The sequence below is a fragment of the Ottowia beijingensis genome (assembly GCF_013423955.1).
GTDB lineage: Bacteria > Pseudomonadota > Gammaproteobacteria > Burkholderiales > Burkholderiaceae_C > Ottowia > Ottowia beijingensis.
Map to the genome: position 1 here is coordinate 3,498,916 of NZ_JACCKX010000001.1, position 16,626 is coordinate 3,515,541.

Sequence of the window (16,626 nt, forward strand, 5' to 3'; positions counted from 1 at the left end):
CTGTCAACGGGCGCCAGCAGCTCATTTATTCATACTGTCATTCGTTGCCAATAGGCTATCGCCTGATTGAGGCGCGCAGGCGGCCTGCAAGGCCCCGCATGGCTGCGCCAGGGCGGCGCTGCGCGCTACCGATGCGAGAGCAGATCAGCCAGCGCCCGCGCCACCACCTTGGTGGCGCGGCGCAGGTCGTCGAGGCTCAGGCGCTCGTCGGCGCGCTTGGCGTGGCTTTCCAGCACGGTGCGCGGGCCGGCGCCGTAGATCACGCCGGGGATGCCGCGCGCCACGTACAGGCGCACGTCGGTGTACAGCGGCGTGCCCACGGCGGGCGGCTTCTCGCCGAACACCGCCTCACCGTGCTTCTGAATCGCCTCGACCAGCGGCGCGTTGCCGGGCAGCGGCGTCATCGCCTGGGCCAGCAGCAGGCGGCGCACGCCCACGCGGATGCCGGCCTGCCCGCGCGGCGGCGCGTAGCTGGCCGCGGCGCGGGCGATGGTGTCGCGGATCGACTGCTCGACCTGCGCCGCGTCTTCTTCGGGGATCATGCGGCGGTCGAGTTTGAACACCACCTTGCCGGGCACGACGTTGGTGTTGGTGCCGCCCTCGATGCGCCCGATGTTGAGGTAGGGGTGGGTGATGCCGGCGACCTTCGAGGCCACTTTCTTGTAATCGGCATTCAGCGCATACAGCGCGTTCATGAGGTGCACCGCGCCCTGCAGCGCGTCGCAGCCCGAATCGGGAATCGCGGCGTGGCTCATCTCGCCTTCCACCGTCACCTCCAGCTGCAGGCAGCCGTTGTGCGCCACCACCACCTCGTGGCTGAAGCCGGCGGCGACCATCAGGTCGGGCTTTGTCAAACCCTGCGCCAGCAGCCAGCCGGGGCCCAGTTCGCCGCCGAACTCCTCGTCGTAGGTGAAATGCAGTTCCACGGCGCCGCGCGTGGGTTTCGCCACCGCCTCCAGCGCGCGCACGGCGAAGCTGAAGGTGGCGAAGTCGCTCTTGCTGACGGCCGTGGCGCGGCCGAACATCTGGCCGTCCACGATCTCGCCGCCATACGGGTCGTGCGTCCAGCCCTCGCCGGGGGCACCACGTCGCCGTGCGCGTTCAGCGCGATGGTGCGGCCGCCATCGCCGTAGCGGCGGCGCACGATCAGGTTGGTGATGCTCTGCATGCCGCAGGCCTGCACCTCGGCGGCGGGCACGGCGTGCCGCTCGGCGGTGTAGCCGAAGGCCTGCAGCAGCTCGGCGGTCTTCTCGGCGTGCGGCGCGTTGTCGCCCGGCGGCGTGTCGGTGGGCACGCGCACCAGTTGCTGCAGAAAGGCGACCTGTTCGTCGAAGTGCTGGTCGATCCAGGCGTCGAGGGCGGTGTAGGGGGCTGGTTCATGACTTTTGGGTTTTGGGTAGGCTGCAGTAGTACGCAGAGGACGCAGAGGTTTCGCAGAGGACGCAAAAGAAAGCCGAAAAAATGGCTTCTTCTGCGCCTTCTGCGAAACCTCTGCGTCCTCTGCGTATGGGTGTTGGGGCGGCTCAAACCCCGGCCAACTCGGCCGCCAGGTCATCCAGCAGCCGCTGCATGGCGCGCACGGCCAGTTCCATGTCGTCGGCGGTGGTCGATTCGAGCGGGTTGTGGCTGATGCCGCCGTTCTCGCCGCGCACGAACAGCATGGCCTGCGGCATGATCCGGTGCAGCATCATGGCGTCGTGCCCCGCGCCGCTGGGCAGGCGGAACACGGGCAGGCCGAGCGATGCCACCGCGCGCTCCCAGCGCTGCTGCCAGGCCGGGTCGCTGGGCGCGGCGTCGGCGCGCATGGTTTCCTCCAGCGTGCAGGCCACGCCACGGCGTGTGCCGATCTGTTGCGCCCGCTCCAGCACATCGGCCACCAGCGCGTCGCGTTGCGCGTCGTTGGGTGCGCGCAGGTCCAGGCTGAAGGCGCAGCGGCCGGGCACCACGTTGATGGATCCACCCGGCACATTCATCAGGCCCATGGTGGCGACCGAGTCGCCGTCTTTCGCAGCGCGTTCTTCCAGGTACAGCGCCAGCTCGGCCGCGGCGCAGGCGGCGTCGCGGCGGCGGTCCATGGGCGTGGTGCCGGCGTGGCTGGCCTGGCCGACGAACTCGCCCACGAAGCGCAGGCTGCCATTGATGGAGGTGACCACGCCCAGCGGCAGGTTCAGCGCGTTCAGAACCGGGCCTTGCTCAATGTGGACTTCGATGAAGCCCAGGTAATCGGCCGCATCGCGCTTGAGCTTGGGGATGTCGTCGATGGCCAGGCCCGCCTGCTGCATGGCCTGCCGCATGCTGATGCCATCCGCATCCTGCTGGTCGAGCCAGGTTGCGTCGAACGCGCCGATCAGCGCGCCCGAGGCCAGGAAGGCGGCCTTGAAGCGCTGGCCTTCCTCTTCGGCGAAGGCCACCACCTCGATGCCGAACGGCAGGCGCCGCCCTGCACCGTGCAGCGCCTGCACGCAGGCAATGGGCACGAAGATGCCCTGCCGCCCGTCGTACTTGCCGCCATTGCGCACGGTGTCGTAGTGGCTGCCGGTGAGCAGGGTCTTGGCGTTCTTCGCCGACGGGTCGGCGTGATAGCGGCCGACCACGTTGCCCACGGCGTCGGTGTGCACGGCGTCGAAGCCCGCGGCGCGCATCACCTCGCTGATCTGCGCGGCGCAGGCGCGGTGCGCGTCGGTCAGGTAGGTCACGGTGAGCTGGCCGTGCTCGGCAAAGCCCGGGTCGCTGTGCCGGGCCAGCGCCTCGTGCCAGTCCCAGACCTGGTTGCCCAGCACCGGCTCGGCGCCGAACCTGTCGGCCAGGCGAATCTCGGCGATGCGGTGGATATGGCGCAGCGCCTCGGCGCGTTCGACCTCGGGGTGGTTGCCCAGGCGCCGCGCGAAGGTGTCGATGATCTGCGCCTTGGTCAAACCCGTGCCGCGCGGCCCGCGCACGGCCAGGATGAAGGAAAGCCGAAGCGCGCGTTGTAGTCGGCGTTCAGCTGCTGGATGCGCGCGAACTCCTCGGGCGTGCAGTCGGTGAGGCCGGCCTGGCCTTGCTCGTGGGTCGATTCGGCCGTGAGCGTATGCGCGACCATGGCCTTGCCCGCCAGCTCGGGGTGGGCGCGGATCAGCGCGAGTTGCTGCTCGGCCGTGCCGCGCGCCAGCGCCTGCGCCATCGCGTGCTTCAGGTGCGCAAGAGATTGAAAGGGCCGTTCCTTCAAGGCTTCGGCCGCGATCCAAGGCGTGTGCTCGTACAGGCCGTCGAGCATGCGCGCCGCTTCTTCGGGCGAGGCGGCATTGAGTTGGTCGAGGGTGATGGGCATGCTCATTCCTGATGCGGATGTTCGGCGATCCAGTGCCGCGCGATGTCGATGCGGCGGCACACCCACACGTCGGGGTGGCGCGCCACGTGGTCCATGAAGCGCTGCAGCGCCGCGATGCGCCCCGGCCGCCCGAGCAGGCGGCAGTGCATGCCGATGCTCATCATCTTGGGCCGGTCGAGCCCGCGCGGGTCGCCCTCGGCGTACAGCGCGTCGAAGCTGTCGCGCAGGTACTGGAAGAAGGGCTCGGCGTGGCTGAAGCCCTGCGGCAGCGCAAAGCGCATGTCGTTGCAGTCCAGCGTGTAGGGCACCACCAGGTGCGGCACCACGGCGCCGTCGGTGCGGCGCACCTTCATCCAGAACGGCAGGTCGTCGCCGTAATAATCGCTGTCGTACAGCAGCCGGCCGTCGTCCACCACCAGGCGGCGCGTGTTGGGGCTGTCGCGGCCGGTGTACCAGCCCAGCGGCCTTTCGCCGCTCAGCCGCTCGATGGTGTCCAGCGCCTCGGCCAGGTGGGCGCGCTCGGTGGCCTCATCGACGTCCTGGTAATGGATCCACTTCAGCCCGTGGCAGGCGATCTCGTCGCCGCGCTGCTGGAACACGCGCGCCAGCTCGGGGTAGCGGGCGAGGGCGCTGGCGACGCCGAACACCGTCAGCGGCCAGCCGCGCGCGTCGAACTCGCGCAGGATGCGCCACACGCCGGCGCGCGAGCCGTATTCGTAAATGCCCTCCATCGACAGGTGGCGATCGGGATAGGCGGCGGGGTTGAACATCTCCGACAGGAACTGCTCGCTCGCCGCGTCGCCATGCAGCACGCAGTTCTCGCCACCTTCCTCGTAGTTCAGCACGAACTGCACGGCGATGCGCGCGCCACCCGGCCAGCGCGCGTGCGGCACGTCGCGGCCGTAGCCGCGCAGGTCGCGCGGGTAGGGTGCGGTGCTGTCGTAGATCGAGGGTTTCATGCTATTTTGGAGGAGCTGCTTGCACTTGACAGACGGGCGCTGAAGCCGGTTTTTATTGGTAACCTTCATGGCGTGCCTTGAACAGCTCGCCCGCATGTGCGACCCCATGATAGGTGCATCCACGCCGAATCCCTACACTGCGGCCATCGTGGATTTCAGGAGCCGACGATGGGCCTCAGCACACATGTTCTCGACACCATGCACGGCACGCCCGCCGCGGCGATGCAGGTGGCGCTGTACGCCACGCACGGCGATGCGGCCACGCTGCTCAAACGCGTCACCCTGAACGCCGACGGCCGCAACCCCGATGGCCCGCTGCTGGACGACGCCAGCCTGAAGGCCGGCACCTACCGCCTCGCCTTCGAGGTGGCAGCGTACTTCCGCGCCCGGGGCGTGCAGTTGCCCGAGCCGCCGTTCCTGAACGAGGTGCACCTCGACTTCGGCATCGCGCACGGAGGCCAGCACTACCACGTGCCGCTGCTGGTCAGCCCGTGGAGCTATTCGACCTACCGCGGGTCGTAGGCAGGCCGCGGCTTCAACCTATTGATCATTCCGTAATACATGACACGCTGCCGGCCCTCACCCCAGCCCTCTCCCAGAGGGAGAGGGGCTTTCTTTGGCGCGGCACGCGTTGTCATGCTTTTAGAAAACGTCAATGGGTTCAATCCTGGCCCTCGGTCAGCGTGTCGAGCTGCCACTTGCCGCTCTTGTGCCACAGCCAGGTGTCGGTGTAGGTCAGACCGCCGATCAGCTTGGGCGGCGGAAACGGATCGGCCGCGCGCACCAGGCGCTCGATGGCGCGCATCACCTCCGGCACATGGTTCGGCGCGCGCATCCAGTTGATGGTGCCCACCCGCCCCTGCCCGTCGATCTGCACCTGCAGCACGCCCACGGCGTACAGCAGCGGCGGCATGCGGCCTTTGTAGATGCTGCCCAGGTTCAGGCTGTAGAGGTGGCGCGCGGCATCCTGGCGGTAGGCGCGCGCCGTGGCGGCGTCCGAAGCGTCGGGCACCGGCACCGGCCGTGCCGACGCCTGGCCGGCGGCCGGGCGCACGCGGCGGCGCGGCTTGACGGGGCTGGGCCTGGCCTTGCCTGCGGCTGGCTTGGCAGCGGCGGGGCGTTGGTTGCCCGTGGCCTGTGCGCTGGCCGGGCCGCAGGCCAGCGCGCCCGCGCACAGCAGCAGTGCCGCCATGCCGTGCCACGTGCTCGGCCGCAGGCCGGCGCCTGATCGATTGGTGCTGTGCATCGACATCCTCTGGGCCCGGGTGCCGGCGCCGTGGGCATACTGTCAGCAGCGCCTTCGCCCTTGTCAATCGGAAAACCGCTGTCGCCGTGCGCGAGCTTCACACCCTGCTGCAACGTCTGCCCGCCGCACCCGCCGTGCTGGTGACGGTGGCGCGCGCCGCAGGCTCGGTGCCGCGCGAGGTGGGGGCGTGGATGGCCGTGTTCGGCGACGCCATCGTCGGCACCATTGGCGGCGGCCAGCTCGAGCACCAGGCGATCGCGCGGGCGCGCGCTGCTGCAGGGGCAGGGTGATGGCGACGGTGCTCTGCACCGCTACCCGCTGGGCCCCAGCCTGGGCCAGTGCTGCGGCGGGGTGGTGCACCTGCGCTTCGAGCGGCTGGATGCTTCGAAAACAGAAGCTGTCCGCGCCCGTTTGGCAACGCCTGCACGCCCTTTGTCCCTGTTCGGCGGCGGCCACGTGGGGCGCGCCATCGTGCAACTGGTGGGCGATCTGCCGTTCGATCTGCATTGGATCGACAGCCGCGACGAGGTGTTTCCGCCCGAGCTGCCGCCCAACGTGCGCTGCGAGCATTCCGACCCGGTGCAACGCGCCGTGGCCGACCTGGCGCCGGGCAGCCAGGTGCTGGTGATGAGCTTCAGCCACGCGGAAGACCTGGAGATCGTGGCCGCCTGCCTGCGGCGCCAGCGCGAGCGGGGCGACTTGCCCTTCATCGGCCTGATCGGCAGCCGCAGCAAGTGGGCGAGCTTTGGGCACCGGCTGCAGGCGCGCGGCTTTTCGGCGGCCGAGCTGGAGCGCGTGACCTGCCCCATCGGCCTGCCCGGCATCCGCGGCAAGCAGCCCGCCGTGGTGGCGCTGGCGGTGGTGGCGCAGCTGCTGCAAGCAGGCGTTGGCGACGGCGCAGAAGCCTGAAACAGGCGATAGCCATTTGGCGCCAAACGGCAGTCCTGAAAAAGAAGCTGCTTGCGCCCGATGGGCGGGCGCCAAAGGCTGTTTTTGTTATCTAAAAATCTGGCAAGTCCCCCTGTCAGGGCCTGCCCTGGCATCATCCTAGAAACGGCAGTTGACCGCTTGTCATCCTTGGGTAACCCGCATGAACACTGACTTTCACGGCTTCGATCACGCTCACCTGTTGGGTGAGCGCGCTATGCACCCGATCGCACCGTGCTGGCCGCGCCATGCGGCGTTGTTCGTCGTTGCAGGCAGTAGCGAAGCGGCGTCCTCTGCCTTGCAGGGCGCGCGCCGGCCAGAGTCCGGCGCCGCTCGTGCCGTCCAGACGTGCGCAGGCACGTCTGGAGCCGCGGCACTCGCCCTTGGCACTCGCCCTTGCCTGGCACGCCCATCACGGCACGCTCGGGCGCATCCAACTGCCGTTTCTAGGATCATTCCGTCATCAAGGCCGCGCGGCGAGGTCATCGAGCGCGGCGCGGTCATGAAAGGCGCCCCGCGGGCGCCCTGTGCATGCCAGCCGCGCAGGCCGGCGGCTTCAGCCCTGCTGCGGGCGCTTGCCGGGGTTCTTCTTGTTGCGCGTGTGCACGCCGCGCTCCTGGCTGCCCTTCTGGCCGGCGCCCTGCTTGATGCGGGGCGCGCCGGGCAGTTGCGGGGTGGCCTTGCGCATGGCTTCGGTAACGATCTTGTTGCCCATGGTGAATGTCCTTGTGATGAAGTGGTGGGTGCCGTGCCGGCGGAAAACCCGCTATTTTCGCCGATTTGGCACGCCCGCGGGCAGACCGGCGTTCAAACCGCCGGCCCGGGCGTGCCAAACGCGGCAGAAAACCGACGCCGGCGCACGGCCAGGCCGCCGGCGCGTACACTTTGCGGCGATCGCAGCGGTGCCCAGGGGCCGCAGACGCCGGCCTCAAGCGCGATCACCTTGCACGGCTTGCAGCGCCCGCGGTGGCGAGCCGCATGAAGGATGCATTGCGCATGGACGCTTATCTGCTGGACTGGGCCAACCTGCTGCTGCGCTGGCTGCACGTGATCGTGGCGATCGCCTGGATCGGCTCGTCGTTCTACTTCGTTTTCTCGACAGCAACCTGCTGGCGCCCACCGCCGACGACCTGAAGGCCAAGGGCGTGGACGGCGCCATGTGGGCGGTGCACGGCGGCGGCTTCTACAACCCGCAGAAGTACCTGGTGGCGCCCAAGGGCGGCATCGACAGCAAGCTGCACTGGTTCTACTGGGAGAGCTACAGCACCTGGCTGTCGGGCTTCGCGCTGTTCGCCGTGCTGTACCTGTGGAACGCCAGTGCCTTCCTGGTCGACCGGCAGGTGCTGGACTGGTCGCCCGTGGCGGCGGGCTTCACCGCCGTGGGTTTTCTGGTGGCGTTCTGGTTCATCTACGACGCCATCTGCCGCGTGTTCGGCTTCCGGCCCCATGGCGAGCGCATCGTGGCGGCGCTGCTCATCGTGGTGGTGGCGTTCGCGTCGTGGCTGGCGTGCCATCTGTTCGCGGGGCGCGCGGCGTTCCTGATCGTGGGCGCCATGCTGGCCACGGCCATGAGCGCCAACGTGTTCTTCTGGATCATCCCCGGCCAGCGCAAGGTGGTGGCGGCCATGACCAGCGGCCAGCCCTATGACGCCGGCGCGCTGGCCATCCACGGCCAGCGCGGCAAGCAGCGCAGCGTGCACAACACCTACTTCACGCTGCCGGTGCTGATCGCCATGCTCAGCAACCACTACGGCTTTCTCACCAGCCACCCCCGACGCTGGCTGGTGCTGTGCCTGCTGATGGCGGCGGGCGCGCTGATCCGCCAGTTCTTCGTGCAGCGCCACGGCTGGCACCACGGCCGTGCGCGCCACCCGTGGCCGTTTGCGGCCGCCGGCGTGCTGGTGCTGCTGGGCCTGATCGCCTGGATGAAACCCGCGCCCGTGCCCGCCAGTGCCGCGCTGCCGGCCAGCGTGGGCTATGCGCAGATCGCGCCGGTGCTGGCCGAGCGCTGCGTGTCGTGTCACGGCGAGGCGGTGCAGATGAAGAACCTGCGCCTCGATTCGCAGGCGCAGGTGGAGCAGCACGCGCAACTGATCTACCAGCAGGTGGTGGTCAGCCGCATCATGCCGCTGTCGAACGGGACGCACATGACGGATGCCGAGCGCGCGCTGGTGGCGCGCTGGTTCGAGGGCCGGGGCCGCGCCCCATAAAAAAGCCGGCAACGCCGGCTTTTGACCCATGGTGCGCTGCAGTCAGGTGGTGGCGGCATCGGCGCCCAGCGGCACCGTGCGGTCCTGGCGATGCTCGCGCACGCCCTCGGGTGCCGGCAGCGCCAGCGGCGAGGCCAATGCCACGCGCACGCAGTCGCGGATGTGCTGCTCGCCCAGGTACTGCAGCGCCGCATAGCCCAGCGCGCCCGACACCAGTTGCCCGGCAATCGGTACGTACTTGGCTGCCTGCGCGGTTGTCAGCCGCATGCCCAGCAGGCGCGCGGCGCGCAGCACCAGCCCGCGGGTCACCAGCCGCCCGATCAGCACCGAGCCGACCATGGCGATGGCCTTCTGCACGCGCTCTTTCTCGCGTGCGTCCAGCTTGGCGATCTGCTGCGGCGTCAGGCCGAACTCGGCGTTGATCTTGGGCAGCAGCTGCGCCAGCATGGCGGCATCGGCCGCCCAATCGAGACCAGGCAACGGCACCATGCCGGCCACACCGGCCACCAGGGCGCGCTTGCGCAGCATCTGGCGGCTGCGCTGCACGGCCTGCTCCAGCCGCGTGTGGCCACGCGCCAGTTCCATTGCGTTGGGTGACTTTGCCTTGGCCATGGTGCAGCCGGTTCTTCCGTGGTGAAAGGAGGTCAGCGCTTCTTGGTGACCATGCCGAAGATCAGCAGCACGATGATCGCGCCGACGATCGAGCCGATCCAGCCCACCGGGCCGGCCATGCCCAGGGCGTTGGCACCGAACTGCCCCACGATGGCACCCACGATGCCCAGGATGGTGGTCATGATCAGGCCCATGCTCTGGTTGCCCGGCATGATGGCGCGCGCAATCAGGCCCACGATGAAGCCGACGATGATGGTGACGATGATGCCCATGAAAGTGCCCCTTCCCGAGGTTGTTGTGACAGCGGGCACTTTAACCCCGGAAACCGGCCCGCCGGATGACGGCGGCGCAATTTGCGGCTTTGGCCTACAGGTCGTGGCGCAGGCCGTGGCTCAGGCCGGCGTGGCGGTTTGCTCGATGGCTTCGATCTCGCCCGACAGGCGCAGCCATTCGTCCTCCAGCGCGGCCAGCTCGTCCCCACGGCCTTCAGGCGGCGGCCGGCGTCGGCAATCTCGGCCGGGGGCAGGGGTGTGGCCAGGCGCTGCTCCAGCGCGGTCTGCTCGGCGCCCAGTGTTTGCATGCGCTGCTCGGCCTTTTCCAGCGCGCGCTTGAGCGGGCGCGTCTTCTCGGCCAGCTGCTGGCGGCGCTGGGCGTCCAGCCGGCGCTGCTCGGCGGGGTTGAGTGTGGGTTGAGAGGCCTTCGGGGCTTCAGCGCTTGTGAATTCTGTGCTGACAGCTATGGAGTCAGGAGTATTCTGGGCCGCCGCCAGCTCGCGCAGCCGCTTGGCCTCGTCCAGCAAATAGCGCTGGTAGTCGTCCAGATCGCCCTCGAACGGCGCCACGCCGCCGCGCGCCACCAGCCAGAACTCGTCGCACACGCTGCGCAGCAAAGCGCGGTCGTGGCTGACCAGCATCACGGTGCCCTCGAACTCGTTCAGCGCCACCGCCAGTGCCTCGCGCGTGGCCAGGTCCAGGTGGTTGGTGGGTTCGTCCAGCAGCAGCAGGTTGGGCCGCTGCCACACGATCATGGCCAGCACCAGGCGCGCCTTCTCGCCGCCGCTGAACTGGCCCACCGGCTGCAGCACCATCTCGCCAGGGAAGTTGAAGGTGCCGAGGAAGTTGCGCAGTTGCTGCTCGCGGGCTTCCTCAGTGTTGTCACGCCCGGTCTCGCGCGCCAGCCGCACCATGTGCTCCAGCGGCGTGCTGCCAGCGTGCAGCACGTCCAGCTCCTGCTGCGCGAAATAGCCGATCGCCAGGCCCTTGCCCTCGGTGATCTGCCCGCCCAGCAGCGGCAGCGTGCGTGCCACCGTCTTCACGAAAGTCGATTTGCCCTGGCCGTTGGCGCCCAGGATGCCGATGCGCTGGCCTGCCATCACGGTGCGCGTCACGCCGCGCAGGATCACGCGGTCGCCCGGTTGCGGCTCGGGCGGCAGCTCGCCGCGTGCTGCCAGCTGCGCGTGCAGCGTGGCAGTGGTGGCGTAGTCGCTCAGCTCGGGTTTCAAGCCAAATTGGCCTGCAGCGCCCGTCTGCTGGGCGCCCGCAGCTTCTGTTTTTGTAGCTTTCTCGGCGCGGTAACCGAACACCGCATCGCGCACGGCCAGCATCGGGTTGGGCAGGTTGGCCGGCTCCTTGAACTCGAACTGGAATTCGGCATCGGCCAGCACCGGCGCGATGCGTTCCATGCGCTCCAGCGCCTTCACGCGGCTTTGCGCCTGCTTGGCCTTGGTCGCCTTGGCCTTGAAGCGGTCGATGAACTTCTGCAGGTGGGCGATCTTCTCCTGCTGCTTGGCATAGGCCGCCTGCTGCAGCGTGAGCTGCTGCGCGCGCAACTCCTCGAAGGCGCTGTAGTTGCCGCCGTAGCGCGTCAGCTTCTGGTGCTCGATGTGCAGGGTGACGCGCGTCACCGCATCCAGAAACTCGCGGTCGTGGCTGATCACGATCAGCGTGCCGGCGTAGCGCTGCAGCCAGCCTTCCAGCCACACCAGCGCGTCCAGGTCCAGGTGGTTGGTGGGTTCATCCAGCAGCAGCAGATCGCTGGGGGCCATCAGCGCGCGCCAGCTGCAGGCGCATGCGCCAGCCGCCCGAGAAGCTGTTCACCGGCTTTTGCAACTCATCCACCTTGAAGCCCAGCCCCAGGATCAGCGCCTCGGCGCGCGAGCGCGCATCGTGCGCGCCGGCGTCGTGCAAGTCGCCGTGTGCGTGCGCGATGGCGATGCCGTCGCCCGATTGCTCTGCTTTCGAGAGCTGCTCGCGCAGGTGCACCAAGCGCTCATCGCCCGAAAGCACGAATTCGGCCGCCGGCTCGGCGGTCTCCGGCATGTGCTGCGCCACCTGCGCGATGCGCCAGGCGGCAGGCATGGCGAAGTCGCCGCCGTCCTCGTGCAGCGTGCCGTTGAACAGCGCGAACAGCGTCGACTTGCCCGCGCCATTGCGCCCCACCAGCGCGGCTTTCTCGCCGGGGTGGATGGTGACGCTGGCGCCGTCGAGCAGCACCTTGGCGCCACGGCGGAGGGTGAGGTTCTGAAGCTGAATCATGGTCGCGAATCGAACGCGCCGGCGCGGGGCGTCAATGCATCAGACCGGTGGCCACGTCGCCATTCATCCACCTTCATGCCGTGGCCAGACGCTCCAGCACGCGCCGATAGATGTTGGTCAGCGGCTCGATGTCGGCCAGCGCGATGTGTTCGTCGATCTTGTGGATGCTGGCGTTGGGGGCCGAGTTCGATGACCTGGGGGCAGATCTGGGCGATGAAGCGGCCATCGCTGGTGCCGCCGGTGGTGGAGAGTTCGGTCTCGAGGCCCGTCTCGGCGCGGATGGCGGACTGCACGGCGGTGACGAGGTCGCCCGGCTCGGTGAGGAAGGGCAGGCCTCCCAGGGTCCAAGCCAGGTCGTAGTCGACGCCGTGCTTCTTCAGCACGGCTTCGAGCCGCGACTGCAGCGATTCGGGCGTCGATTCGGTGCAGAAGCGGAAGTTGAAATCGACCACCAGTTGCCCCGGGATGATGTTGCTGGCACCGGTGCCGCCGTGGATGTTGCTGATCTGCCAGCTGGTGGGCGGGAAGAAGGCGTTGCCTTCGTCCCAGCGGATGGCGACCAGCTCGGCCAGCGCGGGGGCAAGGTCGTGGATGGGGTTGCGCGCCAGGTGCGGGTAGGCGATGTGGCCCTGGATGCCGTGCACGGTGAGCCTGCCCGACAGCGTGCCGCGGCGGCCGTTCTTGATCATGTCGCCGGTGCGCTGCACGGCGGTGGGTTCGCCGACGATGCACCAGTCGAGCTTTTCGCCACGCGCCTTGAGCTGTTCGCAGACCACGACGGTGCCATCCACCGCGGGGCCTTCCTCGTCGCTGGTGAGCAGCAGGGCGATGTTCAGTGGCGCATCGGGTCGGGCGGCCAGGAACTGCTCGACCGCCACCACGAAGGCGGCGATGGAGGTCTTCATGTCGCTGGCGCCGCGGCCGTAGAGCTTGCCGTCGCGTTCGGTGGGGGTGAAGGGGTCGCTCGTCCACTGCGCCAGCGGGCCGGTGGGGACGACGTCGGTGTGGCCCGCGAAAACTACTGTCTTGATAGCTGCCTGCGCTTGTCCATCAAGCGCTGCGGGCCTTTTGACCATAAATTTCGGACGCGGAAGTCGGCCGGCCCGCTGTCGATGATGTCGTTGGCGAAGCCCAGCGGCGCCAGCCGCGCGGCGATCAGGTCGATGCAGCCGGCGTCCTGCGGGGTGACGGAGGGGCGGGCGATCAGGGCTTCGGCCAGCTGGCGCGTGGCGGACATGGGCGGCCTCAGGCGTCGCCGATGCGCGAGTCGGCAAAGCTGCCGAGCTTGGAGTCCTGGAAGCCCGAATCGCGGAACCCCGAGGGGCGGAAGCCCGAGTTGCGGAAGCCGGTCTGCCCGAAGCCCGTCTTGCCGAAGCCGGTGGTGCCGTAGCCGCTGGGGCGCACGTCCAGCGTGATGTCGGTGAACGAGGGCTCGTCGCTCGGGCGTTCCTCTTCCTGCGGCTTGTTGGCGTTGAAGCGGGCGCTGTCGTTCTGCAGGCGCCACATCAGGTTGGTGGGCGAGTCGGCGTTGGCCAGGCCTTCCTTGCGGTCGATCTTGCCCTCGATGATGAGGCGCGCCAGGTCCTGCTCGAAGGTCTGCGAGCCTTCGGCCATGGAGTTGTCCATGGCCTCCTTCACGCCCGAGAAGTCGCTCTTCTCGATCAGGTCGGCGATCAGCTTGGTGTTCAGCATCACCTCGACGGCCGGCGTGCGCCCGCCGTCCACGGTGCGGATCAGGCGCTGCGACACCACCGACTTGAGCGCCGCCGCCAAGTCGCCCAGCAGGGTGGGGCGCACCTCGACGGGGTAGAACGACAGCACGCGGTTCAGCGCCTGGTAGCTGTTGTTGGCGTGCAGCGTGGCCAGGCACAGGTGCCCCGACTGGGCGTAGGCGATGGCGGCGCTCATGGTCTCGCGGTCGCGGATCTCGCCGATCAGGATCACGTCGGGCGCCTGGCGCAGCGCGTTCTTCAGGCCGGTCTGCAGGGCCTGGGTGTCGGTGCCCACCTCGCGCTGGTTGACCAGCGACTTGCGGTTGGTGAAGACGAATTCGATCGGGTCCTCGATGGTCAGGATGTGGCCGGCCGCGTTCTTGTTGCGGTGGTCCAGCATCGAGGCCAACGTGGTCGACTTGCCGGCGCCGGTGGCGCCCACCATCAGGATCAGGCCGCGCTTTTCCATCACCAGGTGCTTCAGGATGTTGGGCAGGTGCAGCGAATCCAGCTCGGGGATGTCGGGGCTGATGAAGCGGATGACCGCCGCGTAGGTGCCGCGCTGGCGCATGGCCGAGAGGCGGAAGTTGCCCACGCCGTACATGGGGATGGCCATGTTCAGCTCGCCGGTTTCCTTCAGCTCCTCGATGCGGTTGGGCGGCACCACGTCGATCAGCAGGTTCATCACCGCCTCGGGCGGCAGCACCTGCGCGTTGATGGGCACGCACTGGCCGTTGATCTTGATGGTGGCCGGCGCGTGCGCCGACAGGTACACGTCCGAGGCCTTCTTCTCGGCCATCAGGTGCAGGATGCGTTCCATCATCGAGGTCGGTGCGGGTACAGACGTGGCCATGGCGGTAAGATGGTTTGCTATGATTAATGAAGCTGTCGGCGCTTGGTGGGCGCCGTCATCCGGGTGGTTCGATCTGAAGGCCTCAGGGGCGCAGCAGATCGTTGATGCTGGTCTTGGAGCGCGTCTGCGCATCCACCGTCTTGACGATGACGGCGCAGTACAGGCTGTAGGGCTGGCCGTTGGCGGCGGTCTTGGGCAGGCCGCCGCTGATGACCACGCTGCCGCTGGGCACGCGGCCGTAACTGATCTCGCCCGTCTCGCGGTTGAAGATCGGCGTGCTCTGGCCGATGTACACGCCCATGCCCAGCACCGAGTTCTCTTCGACGATCACGCCCTCGACCACTTCGGAGCGCGCGCCGATGAAGCAGTTGTCCTCGATGATGGTCGGGTTGGCCTGCAGCGGCTCCAGCACTCCCCTAAGCCCACGCCGCCCGACAGGTGCACGTGCTTGCCCACCTGGGCGCAGCTGCCCACGGTGGCCCAAGTGTCGACCATGGTGCCCTCGTCGACATAGGCGCCGATGTTGACGTAGCTGGGCATCAGCACCGCGCCCTTGCCGATGTAGCTGCCGCGGCGCGCCACGGCCGGCGGCACCACGCGCACGCCGGATTCGCGCAGGCCGCAGCCCTCGGCGTCGCTGAACTTGGTGGGCACCTTGTCGAAGAAGCCCAGGTCGCCGGCGCGAATGACGTCGTTGTCCTTCAGGCGGAAGGACAGCAGCACCGCCTTCTTGACCCACTGGTTCACCGTCCACTGGCCCACGCCCTGGCGCGTGGCCACGCGCACGCGGCCGGCGTTCAGGTCGCGGATGACGTGCTCGACGGCTTCGACCACCTCCTTGGGCGCGGCGGCGGGGAGAACTCGGCGCGCTGCTCCCAGGCGCTGTCGATGATTTGCTGCAGTTGCTGGCTCATGGGTCAGGGGTATGGGATTGGATGAATTGCACGATGCGTTGGGCGGCCTCGACACATTCGGCCGTCTCGGCCACCAGGGCCATGCGCACGCGGCCCTGGCCGGGGTTGGCGCCGCCCGCATCGCGCGCCAGGTAACTGCCGGGCAGAACCGTCACATTGTATTGAGCGAGCAGTGCGCGGGCGAAGTCGGTATCGCTACTTTTCCACGCATCGGGCACCCCGGCCCACAGGTAGAAGGCGGCGTCGGGCAGCTTCACGTCCATCACGGGTTCGAGCAGCGGCGTGACGGCGGCGAACTTCTCGCGGTACTGGCGGCGGTTGTCCTGCACGTGCGCCTCGTCGCCCCAGGCGGCGATGCTGGCCGTCTGCACCGCGCCGCTCATGGCGCTGCCGTGGTAGGTGCGGTAGAGCAGGAAGGCCTTCAGGATGTCGGCGTCGCCCGCCACGAAGCCCGAGCGCATGCCCGGCACGTTGCTGCGCTTGGACAGGCTGGTGAGCATGACCAGGCGCTTGAAGTCCGAACGGCCGAGTTGCGCCGCCGCCTCCAGCCCGCCCAGCGGCGGCTCGCCCTGGAAGTAGATCTCGCTGTAGCACTCGTCCGAGGCGATGACGAAGCTGTGCCGGTCGCTCAGCTCGAACAGCAGCTTCCACTCCTGCAGCGGCATCACGGCGCCCGTGGGGTTGCCGGGCGAGCAGACGTAGACCAGTTGCGTGCGTGCCCATACGGCATCCGGCACCAGGTCCCAGCGCGGCGCGAAGTTGCGCGCCGGGTCGCTGGCCACGTAATGCGGCTGCGCGCCGGCCAGCAGCGTGGCGCCTTCGTAGATTTGATAGAACGGGTTGGGGCAGACCACGGTGGCGCCCGGTTGCGTCGGGTCCACCACCGTCTGCGCCAGGGCAAACAGTGCCTCGCGCGAGCCCAGCACGGGCAGCACCTGCGTCGCGGGATCGACCTGCACGCCGTAGCGCCGCTGCAGCCAGCCGGCGCAGGCTTCGCGCAAGGCGGGCGAGCCGGCGGTGGGCGGGTAGCCGGCCAGGCCGGTGGCCAGGTCGCCGGCCAGCGCGTCCTGAATGAACTGCGGGGTCGCATGCCGCGGCTCGCCTATCCCCAGGCTGATGGGGCGGTAGGCCGGGTTGGGCGTGACGCCCGCGAACAGCTGGCGCAGCCGCTCGAAGGGGTAGGGCTGCAGGCGCGAGAGCAGGGGTTCATGGGCGCCGATTATCTGCGTCGCGGGTGCCCGCCACCGCGGCGCGGCGGCGGCCTGTCATCCCGGTGTCACGTGTCGAAACAAGGCGTATCCGCCTGTGCGCTATGCTGAAATTCATCTCTGGCGACGAATTTCGATACC

8 protein-coding genes and 8 pseudogenes are annotated in these 16,626 nt (G+C 68.6%); 3 read left to right on the plus strand and 13 right to left on the minus strand.

From position 1 onward, the window contains the following. Nucleotides 1-125: 125 nt before the first annotated feature. The 3 genes and pseudogenes from H0I39_RS17300 to puuE form a co-directional block, all read right to left on the minus strand. A pseudogene (locus H0I39_RS17300) lies at nucleotides 126-1,417 on the minus strand (M20 family metallopeptidase). Between the two features lie 106 nt (nucleotides 1,418-1,523). Beyond that, nucleotides 1,524-3,310 (minus strand): annotated as a pseudogene (uraD, locus tag H0I39_RS17305) (2-oxo-4-hydroxy-4-carboxy-5-ureidoimidazoline decarboxylase). Between the two features lie 2 nt (nucleotides 3,311-3,312). Further along, a complete protein-coding gene (puuE, locus tag H0I39_RS17310; protein ID WP_180551304.1) occupies nucleotides 3,313-4,269 on the minus strand; it encodes an allantoinase PuuE in 957 nt (318 codons plus the stop codon). 168 nt (nucleotides 4,270-4,437) lie between these two features. On the opposite strand from puuE, the gene uraH reads away from it, so the two are divergent. Then, nucleotides 4,438-4,791 carry a hydroxyisourate hydrolase gene (gene uraH, locus H0I39_RS17315; protein ID WP_180551305.1) on the plus strand — a complete coding sequence of 118 codons (354 nt, stop codon included), beginning with the start codon at nucleotides 4,438-4,440 and terminating at the stop codon, nucleotides 4,789-4,791. A gap of 139 nt (nucleotides 4,792-4,930) precedes the next feature. Here the strand turns inward: uraH and H0I39_RS17320 are convergent, their stop codons facing one another. After that, nucleotides 4,931-5,515, minus strand: coding sequence for a hypothetical protein (locus tag H0I39_RS17320; RefSeq protein WP_180551306.1), 585 nt, complete (start codon nucleotides 5,513-5,515; stop codon nucleotides 4,931-4,933). Between the two features lie 86 nt (nucleotides 5,516-5,601). Here H0I39_RS17320 and xdhC point away from each other — a divergent pair. Continuing rightward, a pseudogene (xdhC, locus tag H0I39_RS17325) lies at nucleotides 5,602-6,424 on the plus strand (xanthine dehydrogenase accessory protein XdhC). Nucleotides 6,425-6,998: 574 nt separating this feature from the next. Here xdhC and H0I39_RS17330 read toward each other — a convergent pair. Beyond that, entirely contained in the window at nucleotides 6,999-7,157 is a 159-nt protein-coding gene (locus H0I39_RS17330) for a hypothetical protein (protein WP_180551307.1), read from the minus strand. A 281-nt stretch (nucleotides 7,158-7,438) separates the two neighbouring features. Between H0I39_RS17330 and H0I39_RS17335 the strand changes: the two are divergent. Beyond that, nucleotides 7,439-8,652: pseudogene (locus H0I39_RS17335) on the plus strand (urate hydroxylase PuuD). A 42-nt stretch (nucleotides 8,653-8,694) separates the two neighbouring features. Here the strand turns inward: H0I39_RS17335 and H0I39_RS17340 are convergent. From H0I39_RS17340 to dapC, 8 genes and pseudogenes are all read right to left on the minus strand, one after another. After that, the gene (locus tag H0I39_RS17340; RefSeq protein WP_180551308.1) at nucleotides 8,695-9,264 is read right to left on the minus strand and encodes a hypothetical protein; all 570 of its coding nucleotides are present in this window, start codon (nucleotides 9,262-9,264) and stop codon (nucleotides 8,695-8,697) included. Nucleotides 9,265-9,296: 32 nt separating this feature from the next. Beyond that, on the minus strand, nucleotides 9,297-9,536 hold the full coding sequence (locus tag H0I39_RS17345) for a GlsB/YeaQ/YmgE family stress response membrane protein (RefSeq protein WP_180551309.1): 240 nt from the start codon (nucleotides 9,534-9,536) through the stop codon (nucleotides 9,297-9,299). A gap of 120 nt (nucleotides 9,537-9,656) precedes the next feature. Next, a pseudogene (locus H0I39_RS17350) lies at nucleotides 9,657-10,672 on the minus strand (ATP-binding cassette domain-containing protein); the annotation flags it as partial. A gap of 138 nt (nucleotides 10,673-10,810) precedes the next feature. Next, nucleotides 10,811-11,798: pseudogene (locus H0I39_RS22685) on the minus strand (ABC-F family ATP-binding cassette domain-containing protein); the annotation flags it as partial. A 73-nt stretch (nucleotides 11,799-11,871) separates the two neighbouring features. Continuing rightward, a pseudogene (gene dapE, locus H0I39_RS17360) lies at nucleotides 11,872-13,035 on the minus strand (succinyl-diaminopimelate desuccinylase). Nucleotides 13,036-13,043: 8 nt separating this feature from the next. Continuing rightward, entirely contained in the window at nucleotides 13,044-14,363 is a 1,320-nt protein-coding gene (locus tag H0I39_RS17365; RefSeq protein WP_257645866.1) for a PilT/PilU family type 4a pilus ATPase, read from the minus strand. An 82-nt stretch (nucleotides 14,364-14,445) separates the two neighbouring features. Further along, a pseudogene (gene dapD / locus H0I39_RS17370) lies at nucleotides 14,446-15,277 on the minus strand (2,3,4,5-tetrahydropyridine-2,6-dicarboxylate N-succinyltransferase). Beyond that, nucleotides 15,274-16,497 carry a succinyldiaminopimelate transaminase gene (gene dapC / locus H0I39_RS17375; protein WP_308645935.1) on the minus strand — a complete coding sequence of 408 codons (1,224 nt, stop codon included), beginning with the start codon at nucleotides 16,495-16,497 and terminating at the stop codon, nucleotides 15,274-15,276. The pseudogene dapD and the gene dapC overlap by 4 nt, the downstream one beginning before the upstream one ends. Between the last annotated feature and the right edge of the window lie 129 nt (nucleotides 16,498-16,626).

Bases quoted from the DNA above. Each gene is read 5' to 3' on its own strand.
- puuE (WP_180551304.1), bottom strand. From the start codon at position 4,269: ATGAAACCCTCGATCTACGACAGCACCGCACCCTACCCGCGCGACCTG.
- uraH (WP_180551305.1), top strand. From the start codon at position 4,438: ATGGGCCTCAGCACACATGTTCTCGACACCATGCACGGCACGCCCGCC.
- H0I39_RS17320 (WP_180551306.1), bottom strand. From the start codon at position 5,515: ATGCACAGCACCAATCGATCAGGCGCCGGCCTGCGGCCGAGCACGTGG.
- H0I39_RS17330 (WP_180551307.1), bottom strand. From the start codon at position 7,157: ATGGGCAACAAGATCGTTACCGAAGCCATGCGCAAGGCCACCCCGCAA.
- H0I39_RS17340 (WP_180551308.1), bottom strand. From the start codon at position 9,264: ATGGCCAAGGCAAAGTCACCCAACGCAATGGAACTGGCGCGTGGCCAC.
- H0I39_RS17345 (WP_180551309.1), bottom strand. From the start codon at position 9,536: ATGGGCATCATCGTCACCATCATCGTCGGCTTCATCGTGGGCCTGATT.
- H0I39_RS17365 (WP_257645866.1), bottom strand. From the start codon at position 14,363: ATGGCCACGTCTGTACCCGCACCGACCTCGATGATGGAACGCATCCTG.